This window comes from Pseudomonas sp. NFX183 (assembly GCF_047943075.1).
Lineage (GTDB): Bacteria > Pseudomonadota > Gammaproteobacteria > Pseudomonadales > Pseudomonadaceae > Aquipseudomonas.
Genome location: NZ_CP181333.1, coordinates 5,756,005 through 5,769,600, shown reverse-complemented (window position 1 = coordinate 5,769,600; position 13,596 = coordinate 5,756,005). Strand labels below are relative to the sequence as shown.

At 62.7% G+C, this 13,596-nt stretch carries 8 protein-coding genes; 6 read left to right on the top strand and 2 right to left on the bottom strand.

The genetic code is table 11. From position 1 onward, the window contains the following. Positions 1 to 32 precede the first annotated feature (32 nt). From ACM530_RS26900 to ACM530_RS26875, 6 genes are all read left to right on the top strand, one after another. Positions 33 to 1,337, top strand: a complete 1,305-nt coding sequence (locus ACM530_RS26900) for an MdtA/MuxA family multidrug efflux RND transporter periplasmic adaptor subunit (RefSeq protein ID WP_145165656.1) — start codon at positions 33 to 35, stop codon at positions 1,335 to 1,337. Next, positions 1,334 to 4,435 (top strand): MdtB/MuxB family multidrug efflux RND transporter permease subunit, encoded by a 3,102-nt coding sequence (locus ACM530_RS26895; protein WP_145165655.1) that lies wholly within the window; start codon positions 1,334 to 1,336, stop codon positions 4,433 to 4,435. The genes ACM530_RS26900 and ACM530_RS26895 overlap by 4 nt, the downstream gene beginning before the upstream one ends. Continuing rightward, positions 4,432 to 7,539 (top strand): efflux RND transporter permease subunit, encoded by a 3,108-nt coding sequence (locus ACM530_RS26890; protein WP_416363614.1) that lies wholly within the window; start codon positions 4,432 to 4,434, stop codon positions 7,537 to 7,539. The genes ACM530_RS26895 and ACM530_RS26890 overlap by 4 nt, the downstream gene beginning before the upstream one ends. Further along, complete coding sequence (locus tag ACM530_RS26885) at positions 7,536 to 9,005, top strand: efflux transporter outer membrane subunit (RefSeq protein ID WP_416363613.1); 1,470 nt, start codon at positions 7,536 to 7,538, stop codon at positions 9,003 to 9,005. The genes ACM530_RS26890 and ACM530_RS26885 overlap by 4 nt, the downstream gene beginning before the upstream one ends. A gap of 239 nt (positions 9,006 to 9,244) precedes the next feature. Then, positions 9,245 to 11,341, top strand: a complete 2,097-nt coding sequence (locus ACM530_RS26880; RefSeq protein ID WP_416363612.1) for a putative bifunctional diguanylate cyclase/phosphodiesterase — start codon at positions 9,245 to 9,247, stop codon at positions 11,339 to 11,341. Positions 11,342 to 11,395: 54 nt separating this feature from the next. Beyond that, entirely contained in the window at positions 11,396 to 12,142 is a 747-nt protein-coding gene (locus ACM530_RS26875) for an SDR family oxidoreductase (RefSeq protein ID WP_416363611.1), read from the top strand. A gap of 246 nt (positions 12,143 to 12,388) precedes the next feature. Here ACM530_RS26875 and ACM530_RS26870 read toward each other — a convergent pair whose 3' ends face one another. Next, positions 12,389 to 12,895 carry an N-acetylglucosamine transferase gene (locus ACM530_RS26870; RefSeq protein WP_416363610.1) on the bottom strand — a complete coding sequence of 169 codons (507 nt, stop codon included), beginning with the start codon at positions 12,893 to 12,895 and terminating at the stop codon, positions 12,389 to 12,391. A 6-nt stretch (positions 12,896 to 12,901) separates the two neighbouring features. Beyond that, entirely contained in the window at positions 12,902 to 13,558 is a 657-nt protein-coding gene (locus ACM530_RS26865) for a hypothetical protein (protein ID WP_416363609.1), read from the bottom strand. Between the last annotated feature and the right edge of the window lie 38 nt (positions 13,559 to 13,596).

Here is a 13,596-nt window from a genome sequence, read left to right as displayed (position 1 = left end):
TCAGCCTCCCAAAGTAGAAGCTCTCGCGCCCAATGGTTGATCACTCCATGCAATCCTCCCCCCGCAACTCCCGCCGCTGGCTGTTCGGCCTGCTCGTGCTGCTGGTTATCGCCGTCCTGTGCTGGAAATTCTGGCCCGGCAGCCATAAGGATGCCGGCGAGAAAAAACCGGCCGGGCATGCCGGCAAGTCGGGGATGATGCGCCCGGGCTTCGGCGGTTCCACCGGCCCGATTCCCGTGCGCGTGGCGCCGGCGGTGCTGGGTGAGTTCCCGGTGTACTACAAGGCCTTGGGCACGGTCACCGCGCTCAATACCATTAACGTACGCAGCCGGGTGGGCGGTGAGCTGGTGAAGATTGCCTTTGAAGAGGGGCAGATGGTCAAGGCCGGCGACCTGCTGGCGGAAATCGACCCGCGCAGCTACCAGAATGCCTTGCTGCAGGCCCAGGGCACGCTGTTGCAGAACCAGGCGCAGTTGAAAAACGCCCAGGTTGATGTCCAGCGTTACCGCGACCTGTATGCCCAGGACAGTATCGCCAAGCAGACCCTGGACACCGCCGAAGCGCTGGTCCTGCAATATCAGGGCACGGTCAAGACCAACCAGGGCGCGGTAGACGACGCCAAGCTCAACCTCGAATTCACCAAGATCCGCGCGCCTATCGGTGGCCGGGTGGGCTTGCGTCAGGTCGACGTGGGCAACCTGGTGGCGGCCAACGACACGACCTTCCTGGCGGTGATCACCCAGACGCAGCCGATCAGTGTGGTCTTCACCCTGCCGGAAAACACCCTGGACACCGTCCTCGCCCGTTACCACGCCGGCAACAAGCTGCCGGTGGAAGCCTGGGACCGTGGCGACGCCAAAAAACAGGCCGTGGGTGTGCTGCAAAGCCTGGACAACCAGATCGACGTGACCACCGGTACCCTGAAATTCAAGGGCCGTTTCGATAACAAGGACCAGGCGCTGTTCCCCAACCAGTTCGTCAACGTGCACCTGCTCGCCGACACCTTGCACAACGTGGTGCTGGCACCGTCTGCCGCGATTCAGTTTGGCAACAACGGCACCTTCGTCTACAAGCTCGACGGCGACAAGAAGGTCAAGGTCCAGCCACTGGTGGTCGGCGATACCGATGGCGACAACACCGTGATCAAGGAAGGCCTGGCGGCCGGCGACCGCGTGGTGATGGAAGGCACCGACCGCTTGAAGGATGGCAGCGAAATCGAAGTGGTCAACGACAGCAGCGAGGTGCCGACCACCCCGACCGAGCACCTGCAAGGCAAGCCTGCGGCAAAAGGGGAGACCGGCGCTAACGCCGGCAAGGCGCAAAAGGTCGGTTCATGAACCTGTCGCGGCTGTTTATCCTTCGCCCGGTTGCCACCACGCTGAGCATGCTGGCCATTGTCCTGGCCGGCATTATTTCCTATCGCTTGCTGCCAGTATCGGCCTTGCCTCAGGTGGATTACCCGACCATCCGGGTGATGACCCTGTACCCCGGCGCCAGCCCCGATGTGATGACCAGCGCGGTCACCGCGCCGCTTGAGCGCCAGTTCGGGCAAATGCCCGGCCTGACCCAAATGGCGTCCACCAGCTCGGGCGGTGCGTCGGTGCTGACCTTGCGTTTCAACCTCGACATCAATATGGATGTCGCCGAGCAACAGGTGCAGGCCGCGATCAACGCCGCGACCAACCTGCTGCCCAAGGATTTGCCGGCACCGCCGGTGTACAACAAGGTCAACCCCGCGGACACCCCGGTGCTGACCCTGGCAATTACCTCCAAGACCATGCTGCTGCCCAAGCTCAACGACTTGGTGGATACGCGCATGGCGCAAAAAATTGCCCAGATCAGTGGCGTCGGCATGGTCAGCATCGCCGGCGGCCAACGCCAGGCCGTGCGCATCAAGGTCAACCCCGAGGCCCTGGCCGCCAATGGCTTGAACCTGTCGGACGTGCGCACGCTGATCGCCGCGTCCAACGTCAACCAGCCCAAAGGCAATTTCGACGGCCCGACGCGGGTGTCGATGCTGGACGCCAACGACCAGTTGGTCTCGCCCCAGCAATACGCCGAATTGATCCTGGCCTACAACAATGGCGCGCCGCTGCGCCTCAAGGATGTGGCACAGATCGTCGACGGCGCCGAAAACGAGCGCCTTGCCGCCTGGGCCAACGAAAACCAGGCCGTGCTGCTGAATATCCAGCGCCAGCCGGGCGCCAACGTGATTGAGGTCGTCGACCGTATCAAGGCGTTGCTGCCGAGCATCACCGACAACCTGCCGGCCGGCCTGGACGTGACGGTGCTCACCGACCGTACCCAGACCATCCGCGCCTCGGTCACCGATGTGCAACATGAATTGCTGATCGCCATTGCGCTGGTAGTGATGGTGACGTTTCTGTTTTTGCGCCGTGTCAGCGCCACGATCATTCCGTCCATCGCCGTGCCGCTGTCGCTGATCGGCACCTTTGGCGTGATGTACCTGGCGGGCTTCTCCGTCAACAACCTCACGCTGATGGCCCTGACCATCGCCACCGGGTTTGTGGTCGACGATGCCATCGTGATGCTGGAGAACATCTCGCGCTATATCGAGGAAGGCGAGACGCCGCTCAATGCTGCGCTCAAGGGCGCCAAGCAGATCGGCTTCACCCTGATTTCCCTGACCCTGTCGCTGATCGCGGTGTTGATCCCGTTGTTGTTCATGGCTGACGTGGTGGGGCGGCTGTTCCGCGAATTCGCGATCACCCTGGCGGTGGCGATCCTGATTTCCCTGGTGGTCTCGCTGACCTTGACGCCGATGATGTGCGCGCGGCTGCTCAAGCGCGAACCCAAGGAAGAAGAACAGGGCCGTTTCTACAAGGCCAGCGGCGCCTGGATCGACTGGCTGATCGAAGCCTACGGGCGCAAGTTGCAGTGGGTGCTCAGGCACCAGCCGCTGACCTTGCTGGTGGCCATCGCCACCCTGGGTCTGACGGTGGTGCTGTACCTGGTGGTGCCCAAGGGCTTCTTCCCGGTGCAGGACACCGGGGTTATCCAGGGTATTTCCGAAGCGCCACAGTCGATTTCGTTTGCCGCGATGAGCCAGCGCCAGCAAGAGCTGGCCAAGGTGATCCTGGCTGATCCAGCGGTGGAAAGCCTGTCGTCCTATATCGGTGTGGATGGCGATAACGCCACCCTCAACAGCGGGCGCCTGTTGATCAACCTCAAGGCGCACGGCCAGCGCGACTTGAGTGCGGCCCAGGTGATCACACGGCTGCAGCCGGAAATCGACAAGCTGGTGGGCATTCGCCTGTTCATGCAGCCGGTGCAGGACCTGACGATCGAAGACCGCGTCAGCCGCACCCAGTACCAATTCAGCATGTCGTCGCCCGACGCCGACCTGCTGGCGCTGTGGAGCGACAAGCTGGTACACGCCCTCAGCCAGTTGCCGGAACTCACGGATGTGGCCAGCGACCTGCAGGACAAAGGCCTGCAGGTGTTCCTGGTGATCGACCGCGACGCCGCCTCGCGCCTGGGCGTCAGCGTATCGACCATCACCGACGCACTGTACGACGCCTTCGGCCAGCGGCAGATTTCCACCATCTACACCCAGGCCAGCCAGTACCGGGTGGTGTTGCAGGCGCAATCCGGTGAAACCCTCGGCCCGGCGGCGCTCAACCAGATCCATGTGAAAACCACCGACGGCGGCCAGGTGCGCCTGTCGAGCCTGGCCCACGTGGAGCAGCGTCAGGCGCAGTTGGCGATCGCGCACATTGGCCAGTTCCCGGCGGTGATGATGTCGTTCAACCTGGCCCCCGGCGTCGCGCTGGGCAAAGGTGTGGAACTGATTAATCAGACCCAGAAAGACATTGGCATGCCAGTGGGCGTGCAGACCCAGTTCCAGGGCGCGGCGCAGGCGTTTGAGGCGTCGCTGTCGAGCACCTTGCTGCTGATCCTGGCGGCGGTGGTCACCATGTACATCGTGCTGGGCGTGCTCTACGAGAGCTACATCCACCCGATCACCATCCTCTCGACCTTGCCATCGGCAGCGGTGGGGGCCTTGCTGGCATTGCTGCTCAGCGGCAATGACCTGGGCATGATCGCGATCATCGGCATCATCCTGCTGATCGGTATCGTGAAAAAGAACGCGATCATGATGATCGACTTCGCCCTCGACGCCGAACGCAACCAGGGCCTGGACCCGCAGACCGCGATCTACCAGGCGGCGCTGCTGCGTTTCCGGCCGATCCTGATGACCACCCTGGCCGCCCTGTTTGGTGCAGTGCCGTTGATGCTGGCCACCGGCTCCGGCGCCGAGTTGCGCCAGCCCCTGGGCCTGGTGATGGTCGGCGGCTTGCTGGTGAGCCAGGTATTGACCCTGTTCACCACGCCGGTGATCTACCTGTACTTCGACCGTCTTGGCCGCCGCTGGCGCAAAGAGCCGCAAAGCCTGGAGCCGGTTGAGTCATGAACCTGTCCGGACCGTTCATTCGCCGGCCGGTAGCGACCATGCTGCTGAGCCTGGCGATCATGTTGCTCGGCGGCGTCAGCTTCAACTTGCTGCCAGTGTCGCCGCTGCCGCAGATCGACTTCCCGGTGATCGTGGTCTCCGCCAGTTTGCCCGGGGCCAGCCCCGAGGTGATGGCGTCCACCGTGGCCACGCCGCTGGAGCGCTCGTTCGGCGCGATTGCCGGCATCACCACCATGAGCAGTTCGTCGAGCCAGGGCTCGACGCGGGTAATCCTCGCCTTTGACTCCGACCGTGATATCAACGGCGCGGCGCGCGAAGTGCAGGCGGCCATCAACGCCTCGCGCAACCTGCTGCCCAGCGGCATGCGCAGCATGCCGACCTACAAGAAGATCAACCCGTCCCAGGCGCCGATCATGGTGCTGTCGCTGACCTCTGACGTGCTGCAAAAGGGCGAGCTGTACGACCTGGCCTCGACCATTCTTTCGCAAAGCCTGTCGCAGGTGCCGGGCGTGGGTGAAGTGCAGATCGGCGGCAGTTCCCTGCCGGCGGTGCGCATCGAGCTGGAACCCAAGGCCCTCGACCAGTACGGCGTGGCCCTGGACGACGTGCGCAACACCATCGCCAACGCCAACCAGCGCCGGCCCAAGGGCTCGCTGGAAGACAGTGAGCGCAACTGGCAGATCCAGGCCAACGACCAACTGGAAAAGGCCAAGGATTACGAGCCGCTGCTGATTCGCTACCAGAACGGCGCGGCCCTGCGCCTGGGCGACGTGGCAAAAATCAGCGACGGCGTTGAAGACCGCTACAACAGCGGCTTTTTCAACAATGACTCGGCGGTGCTGCTGGTGATCAACCGCCAGTCCGGCGCCAACATCATCGAGACGGTCCGGCAGATCAAGGCCCAGCTGCCGGCGTTGCAGGCGGTGTTGCCGTCCAGCGTCAAGCTCAACCTGGCCATGGACCGTTCCCCGGTGATCACCGCGACCCTGCATGAAGCCGAGATGACCTTGCTGATTGCCGTGGCCCTGGTGGTGCTGGTGGTGTACCTGTTCCTGGGTAATTTCCGCGCTTCGTTGATTCCGACCCTGGCGGTGCCGGTGTCGTTGGTGGGCACCTTTGCGGTGATGTACCTGTTCGGCTTCTCGCTGAACAACTTCTCGCTGATGGCGCTGATTCTGGCCACGGGCCTGGTGGTGGACGATGCCATCGTCGTGCTGGAGAACATTTCCCGGCACATCGACGATGGCGTGCCGCCGATGAAGGCGGCGTATCTGGGCGCGCAGGAAGTCGGCTTTACCTTGCTGTCGATGAACGTGTCGCTGGTGGCGGTGTTTCTGTCCATCCTGTTTATGGGCGGTATCGTCACCAACCTGTTCCGTGAGTTCTCCATCACCTTGTCGGCGGCGATCATCGTCTCGCTGATCGTCTCGCTGACCTTGACCCCGATGCTCTGCGCGCGTTGGCTCAAACCGCACATCAAAGGGCATATGAGCGGTTTGCAGCGCTGGAGCCACAGGGTCAACGAACGCATGGTGGCGGTGTATGCCACCAGCCTGGACTGGGTACTGCGCCACCGACGCCTGACCCTGCTGAGCCTGTTGCTCACCGTGGGCGTGAACATCGCGCTGTACGTGGTGGTGCCGAAAACCTTCATGCCGCAACAGGACACCGGTCAGTTGATCGGTTTTGTGCGCGGCGACGACGGGCTGTCGTTCAATGTGATGCAGCCGAAGATGGAGACCTTCCGCAAGGCGGTGCTCAAGGACCCGGCAGTGCTCAGCGTGGCCGGCTTTATCGGCGGCAACAACGGCACCAACAACGCGGTGATGCTGGTGCGCCTCAAGCCTATCGCCGAGCGCAAGATCTCGGCCCAGGCGGTGATCGAGCGTATTCGCAAGGAAGTACCGCTGGTGCCGGGCGGGCGCTTGTTCCTGATGGCCGACCAGGACCTGCAATTTGGCGGCAGTCGCGACCAGACCAGCGCGCAGTATTCCTACATCCTGCAAAGCGGTGACCTGGCCGCGTTGCGCCTGTGGTACCCGAAAGTGGTCGCCGCGTTGCGCGAGCTGCCGGAGCTGACCGCCATCGACGCCCGTGAAGGCCGTGGCGCGGCGCAGGTGACGCTGGTGGTCGACCGCGACCAGGCCAAGCGCCTGGGCATCGACATGAGCATGGTCACGGCGGTGTTGAACAACGCCTACAGCCAACGGCAGATTTCCACCATCTATGACAGCCTCAACCAGTACCAGGTGGTGATGGAGGTCAACCCGAAATACGCCCAGGACCCGATCACCCTGAACCAGATGCAGGTGATCACCTCCACCGGCGCGCGGGTGCCGCTATCGACCATTGCCCACTACGAAAACAGCCTGGCCGACGACCGGGTCAGCCATGAAGGCCAGTTCGCCTCGGAAAACATCGCGTTTGATATGTCGCCCGGGGTCACGGTGGAGCAGGGCACGGCCGCCATCGAGCGCGCGATTGCCAAGGTGGGCTTGCCCGAAGACGTGATCGCCAAGATGGCCGGCACCGCCGACGCGTTTGCCGCGACCCAGAAGGGCCAGCCGTTCATGATCCTCGGCGCGCTGGTGGCGGTTTACCTGGTGCTGGGCATTCTGTATGAAAGCTACATTCACCCGCTGACCATCCTCTCGACCTTGCCGTCGGCCGGTGTCGGCGCGTTGCTCTCGATCTACCTGCTGGGCGGCGAGTTCAGCCTGATCTCACTGCTGGGCTTGTTCCTGTTGATCGGGGTGGTGAAGAAAAACGCGATCCTGATGATCGACCTGGCCCTGCAGCTGGAGCGCCATGACGGCATGAGCCCGGTGGAATCGATCCGCAGCGCGTGTCTGTTGCGCCTGCGCCCGATCCTGATGACCACGCTGGCCGCCATTCTCGGCGCCTTGCCGTTGCTGCTCGGCTCCGGCGACGGCGCGGAGATGCGCCAGCCGCTGGGCCTGACGATTATTGGCGGCCTGGTGTTCAGCCAGATCCTGACCCTTTACACCACCCCGGTGGTTTACCTCTATCTTGACCGCGCGCGCCACCGCTTCAACGCCTGGCGCGGCGTGCGTACCGATGCTGCCTTGGACACTGCGCTATGACCGATTCAACCTTGACCCAATTGGCCATGAGCATGCCCCGTGGTTTGCGCGTTGCCAGCCTGCTGCTGTGCGGCGCGTTGCTCAGCGCCTGCGCCATCGGGCCTGACTACAAACGTCCGGATGTCATCGAGCCGGTGCAATTCAAAGAAGCCCAGGGCTGGAGCCAGGCCACGCCCAGCGATTCGCTGGCGCGGGGCGCCTGGTGGGAGCTGTACGGCGACCGCCAGCTGAATGACCTGGTGACGCGCCTGAACAACGCCAACCAGACCGTGGCCCAGGCCGAAGCGCGTTTTCGTCAGGCCCAGGCCCAGGTGCGCAGCGCGCGCGGTGCGTTCTTTCCAACGGTGGACCTGAGTGTCGGAAAAACCCGCGCCAGCCAGGGCACCGGCAGCAGTAACGCCAGCCTGAGCAGTTCCAGCAGCGGTATCCGCGACACCCTCAACGCTCAACTGGGCGTGAGTTGGGAGGCGGATGTGTGGGGCAAATTGCGCCGCGGTCTGGAGGCCAATGAAGCCACGGCCGAGGCCAGCTCGGCAGACCTGGCGGCGATGCGCTTGAGCCAGCAATCGGAGCTGGTGCAAGACTACTTGCAACTGCGTGTCATGGATGAACAGACGCGGTTGTTGCAAGCCACGTTGGACACTTATCAGCGTTCGCTGCAAATGACCGAAAACCAATACCGCGCCGGTGTATCCGGCAAGGATGCGATCGCTCAGGCGCAAACTCAGCTCAAGACCACCCAGGCCAGCCTGATCGACTTGATCTGGCAGCGGGCCCAGTTGGAAAACGCCATTGCGGTATTGATCGGCGAGGCACCGGCCAACTTCAACCTGGCGGTGAGCAAAGATATTCCAGCCTTGCCGCAGATTCCCGTGAGCCTGCCGTCGCAACTGTTGGAGCGCCGTCCGGACATTGCCTCGGCTGAGCGCTCGGTGATCGCGGCGAACGCAAATATCGGTGTGGCCAAGGCGGCTTATTATCCGGATTTGACCTTGAGTCTGGCCGGCGGCTATTCCAGCAGCACCTACGCCGACTGGATCAGCTTGCCGAACCGCTTCTGGTCGGTGGGGCCGAAGTTGGCGATGACGTTGTTCGACGGTGGGCAGCGTTCGGCGGAGGTTGATCGCAGCGTGGCCTCGTATGACGAGACGGTCGCCAAGTATCGCCAGACGGTGCTGGATGGTTTTCGCGAGGTTGAAAACTACATGGTGCAGTTGAAGGTGCTGGAGGATGAGGCGGTTGTCAGCAATGAAGCGCTGGAAGCTGCGCGCGAATCGCTGCGGTTGACGCAGAATCAGTACAAGGCCGGGTTGATTGCGTATCTGGATGTCGTCACGGTGCAGGCCACGGCCCTTAGCAATGAGCGGACCGTGCTGACGTTGTTGCAGACGCGGTTGGTGGCGAGTGTGCAATTGATCGCGGCGCTGGGCGGTGGGTGGGATGGGCAGGTGGCGTTCAAGGAGTGATTGAGCCGCTGTCCGTTGCTGCCCTCTAGAGCTGGGAGGGGGCAAGCCCCTCCCGAAGTCGCCGATCCAGACGCCACTTCAAGCCCCGACCACCGCAACGTTAAGCCAGTAGATTGACGTCAAAGCGCCACTAATTGCCCCATGGTAATTAATCAACGCGCCCATAATTATTCTCGCTACAATCGCCCGCTTTGCCACTTGGCACGGGCGCTCCAGGCCCGTCAGTTCTGAGACATTCCATGCTGATCGGTAGCTATTCCCCCTCCTTGGTCGTGATTTCCTTGTTCGTCGCGATCCTGGCGTCCTACACCGCGCTGGACCTCGCCGGCCGTCTCGCGACCGCCAGGGGCCGCGCCGTGTATGTGTGGATGACGGGCGGCGCATTGGCGATGGGCGTAGGCGTGTGGTCCATGCACTTTATCGGCATGTTGGCCTTGCGCCTGCCGTTTGCCCTCGGGTTTGACCTGGGCGTCACCGCGCTGTCCCTGCTGATCGCCGTGTTGTCCAGCGGCTTTGCCTTATGGTTGGTCAGCCAGCCACGCCTGCCTGCGTGGCAACTGGCGTTCGGTGCGCTGATCATGGGCGCGGGCATCAGCAGCATGCACTACACCGGCATGGCCGCGATGCGCATGACGCCGGGCATCGACTACGACCCGACCCTGTTCGGCGCTTCATTGTTGATCGCGGTCATCGCGTCCGGCGCTGCGCTGTGGATCGCTTTCAACCTGCGTCGCAACACGCCTTACGTACGCCTGGCACGCGGTGGCGCAGCCGTGGTGATGGGCATCGCAATCGTGGGCATGCACTACACCGGCATGGCCGCCGCGCGCTTTGATGACAACAGCTTCTGCGGCGCCGCACTGACGGGCCTGAGCGGCAAGGGCCTGGACAACCTGGTGCTGGTGACCACGCTGGCGGTGTTGGTCATCGCGCTGCTGACTTCGTTGCTCGACGCTCGCCTGGAGGCGCGCACTGCCGTACTCGCCGACTCCCTGACCCTGGCCAACCAGGAACTGACGCACCTGGCCCTGCACGACATGCTCACCGGCCTGCCCAATCGCACCTTGCTCGCCGACCGTATTCAGCAAGCCATTCAGGCGGTGAAGGAGCAGGGCGGTTGCTTTGCCCTGATGTTTATCGACCTGGACGGGTTCAAACCGGTCAACGATGCGTTTGGTCATCACATGGGTGACCAGTTGTTGCGCGAGGTTGGCCTGCGTTTGCGCGAGGACCTGCGCGGCCATGACACGTTGGCCCGTATCGGCGGGGATGAGTTTGTGTTGCTGGTGCAATTGACGCAGCCGGATGACGCCGTCGGCCTCGCCGAACGTCAGGTCGGGCTGATCAACCGTGCCTTCAAGGTCGCCGAGCATGAACTGAAAATTTCCGCCAGCATCGGTATCGCGCTGTTTCCGGGCAACGGCGATAACCCGCAAGAGCTGTTGATGAACGCCGACGCCGCCATGTACCACGCCAAGGGCATGGGCAAGAACGGCTACAGCTTCTTTGATGCGTCGATGAACACCAACGCACGCAAGCAGTTGCAGTTATTGCAGGACCTGCGCAACGCCCTCGAGCACGAGCAATTTCGTCTGTACTACCAGCCCAAGTTCGATGCGGTGAGCGGCATACCGGTCGGCGCCGAAGCGTTGCTGCGCTGGGAGCATGGGCAGCAGGGTTTGTTGTTGCCTGCGACGTTTATCGACCTGGCGGAAAAGACCGGGTTGATTATTCCTATCGGCGAGTGGGTGTTGAACGAAGCCTGTCGTCAGATGCGTCTGTGGTATGTGCAGGGCTATGAAGACTGGCGCATTGCGGTGAACCTGTCGGCCTTGCAGTTTTGCCATCCGGGGCTGGTCAAGAGTGTTGCCGCAGCCCTCGACCGTCACCAGTTGCCGGCCAATAGCCTGACCCTGGAAATTACCGAAACCACCGCCATGAGTGACGCCGACGCGAGCATGACGGTGTTGCAGCAGTTGTCGGACATGGGCGTAGACCTGTCCATCGATGACTTCGGCACCGGTTATTCGAGCCTGATGTACCTCAAGCGCCTGCCCGCCAATGAGCTGAAGATCGATCGCGGGTTTGTCCGCGACCTGGAACACGACAGCGACGATGCCGCTATCGTTTCCGCCATCGTCGCCCTCGGTCAGGCCCTGGGGCTGCGGATTGTCGCCGAAGGCGTGGAGACTGATGTGCAGCAGAGTTTCCTCACCCGCCTGGGGTGCAACTCGCTGCAAGGCTTTCTGTTGGGGCATCCCTTGCCGGCTGACGGTTTCATGGCCGACATCCAGCGTGTCGAAGAGGCGGTAGCGCCTGACAAAAGCCGTGCGTGACGAGTATTCTTGGCCCCAACCCTAACCATCAGGTTGAGTCAGGAGACCGCACGCATGGACAAAGTCGTCATCATCACTGGGGGCAGCCGTGGCATCGGCGCTGAGACGGCATTGCTGGCCGCTCGCGAGGGCTACCGCATCTGCATCAACTATCAGTCCGACGAAAACGCCGCCCGTAGCGTGCTCGAACAGGTTCGCGCCCTCGGCGCCCAGGCGATTGCAGTGCGTGCGGATGTCAGCATCGAAGATGAAGTGGTCGCGCTGTTCAGTCGCGTGGATGCCGAGCTGGGCCGTGTCACCGCGCTGGTGAACAACGCCGGCACCGTGGGGCATAAGTCGCGGGTCGACGAGATGTCCGAATTCCGCATCCTCAAGATCATGAAGACCAACGTGCTCGGGCCGATCCTGTGCGCCAAGCATGCGGTGCTGCGCATGTCGCCAAGGCATGGCGGGCAGGGTGGCAGTATCGTCAACGTGTCGTCAGTGGCGGCGCGCCTGGGTTCGCCGGGTGAATACGTCGACTATGCCGCCTCCAAGGGCGCACTGGACACCTTCACGCTGGGGCTGTCGAAAGAAGTTGCCGGCGAAGGGATCCGCGTTAACGCCGTGCGGCCCGGCTATATTTTTACCGACTTCCACGCCCTGAGTGGCGACCCGGACCGGGTCAGCAAACTGGAATCCGGCATTCCGATGGCCCGTGGCGGGCGCCCGGACGAAGTGGCCGAGGCGATTATCTGGTTGCTGTCGGACAAGGCCTCGTACACCACCGGCACCTTCCTTGACCTGGGCGGCGGTCGCTGATCAGCGCTGTTGACCGGCTGCTGAGTGAGGCGCCCAAAGGGCGCCTCACTGCGACGCTCAGGGCAGCTTGATCTGATACGCCGCCAACTGCGCCTTGTGTTGCGCCTCCACCGTGCTTGGGTCGACGCGTTTGGCGAACTGGGTCAAGTCGCGTCGGGCGTTTTCCTTGTCGCCCAGCCGGTCATAGGCCAGCGCTCGCTGGTAGTAGGCCCACGCGTAGTCAGGCTGTTTGATCAGTCCGGCGCTTTAGGCTTCGGCGGCTTCGCGGTACTGGCCGAGGTCGTAGAGCGCCAGGCCCAAATGATAGAACGTCGGCATGTTGAACCCGGCGCCTTTGCCATTCTCACCCAGGCCGGCATCCAGATTGGACTGCACCAGTTCGAGGGCTTTTTGCGGGTTGCCATTGAGGCGGTACAGGTAGCTCAGTTCCAGGGTCGAGCGCGGTTCGGGGTGTGGGTTGGTGGCAATGGATTTTTCGCGTGCGCTGATGGCTTGCGGATACTGCTTGAGGTTTGTGTAGGCCACTGACTGCAACAGGTACACGGTGCTCTTGATTTTGGGCGGCAGAGTGTTCTTCGTCAGGCACAGGTCTGACTCTTGAATCACCTGCTGATTTTGCTCGGCTCTCATGGCCTTGCTGGTGTTGACGCAATGCTGCAGGTTGAGTTCGGCGGGGGTTGGCTGGTGCGCGCAACCGGTGACGACTGCGGCAACGGCCAGCAGGGCGAAACCACGAATAGAGGCGTTAGGCATGCTTGGTCAGTCCAGCAGATTGGCGTTGAGGTCGGGGCGATAGACTTGCAGCAGGGCGGGCGTGACGGTGCCTTGCAAGGAGCAGAAGACCTTCGTACGGCCCTCGGTCGGCCCTTTTTCCAGGCTCAGCGTACGCTCTACAAAGCCAAAGGGCGTGGCCACGCCCGGTCCCGCCAAGCCTTCGGTGCGCCACTGGCCGATCGGGTCGCCTACCCGGCGAATATCGGCGCGGCTGACGCTGCCTCGTTCTGCTACCAGGCGTGCGTGGTCGGCGATCAAGGGTTTGAGGCGCTCGGCAACATCGCTCACCGAACCTTCGGCGACGAATCCCCAGAACAGCAAATTACCGACATTGGGCAGCGACATGGCTTCATTGTGATACCCCACAAGGCGCACGCCGTTGACCACCAGTGGTTGCTCAAAGGCCTGATAGCGGCCACCTTCCTGCAGTGGGTTCATGACCACTGGAGCGCTGACGTTGCCCTGTTTGGCCACGCGCAAGGTGCCGGCGGGCAGGGGGGCGGCGTTGAGGGTTTCGAAAAAGCGTGCGTCACAGCGGGAGAAATCGCTGAACAGCTGATCGGGGGTGGCGGCAGTGGTTTGGCCCTGGGCCTGGCTGGCAAGCGCCAGCAAGCAAAGGGCGGATAACAGTGGGCGAAGCATCGGCGTCATCCATGAGCGTTGAGGGGCGGCGAGTGTAA

Bases quoted from the DNA above. Each gene is read 5' to 3' on its own strand.
- ACM530_RS26900 (WP_145165656.1), top strand. From the start codon at position 33: ATGGTTGATCACTCCATGCAATCCTCCCCCCGCAACTCCCGCCGCTGG.
- ACM530_RS26895 (WP_145165655.1), top strand. From the start codon at position 1,334: ATGAACCTGTCGCGGCTGTTTATCCTTCGCCCGGTTGCCACCACGCTG.
- ACM530_RS26890 (WP_416363614.1), top strand. From the start codon at position 4,432: ATGAACCTGTCCGGACCGTTCATTCGCCGGCCGGTAGCGACCATGCTG.
- ACM530_RS26885 (WP_416363613.1), top strand. From the start codon at position 7,536: ATGACCGATTCAACCTTGACCCAATTGGCCATGAGCATGCCCCGTGGT.
- ACM530_RS26880 (WP_416363612.1), top strand. From the start codon at position 9,245: ATGCTGATCGGTAGCTATTCCCCCTCCTTGGTCGTGATTTCCTTGTTC.
- ACM530_RS26875 (WP_416363611.1), top strand. From the start codon at position 11,396: ATGGACAAAGTCGTCATCATCACTGGGGGCAGCCGTGGCATCGGCGCT.
- ACM530_RS26870 (WP_416363610.1), bottom strand. From the start codon at position 12,895: ATGCCTAACGCCTCTATTCGTGGTTTCGCCCTGCTGGCCGTTGCCGCA.
- ACM530_RS26865 (WP_416363609.1), bottom strand. From the start codon at position 13,558: ATGCTTCGCCCACTGTTATCCGCCCTTTGCTTGCTGGCGCTTGCCAGC.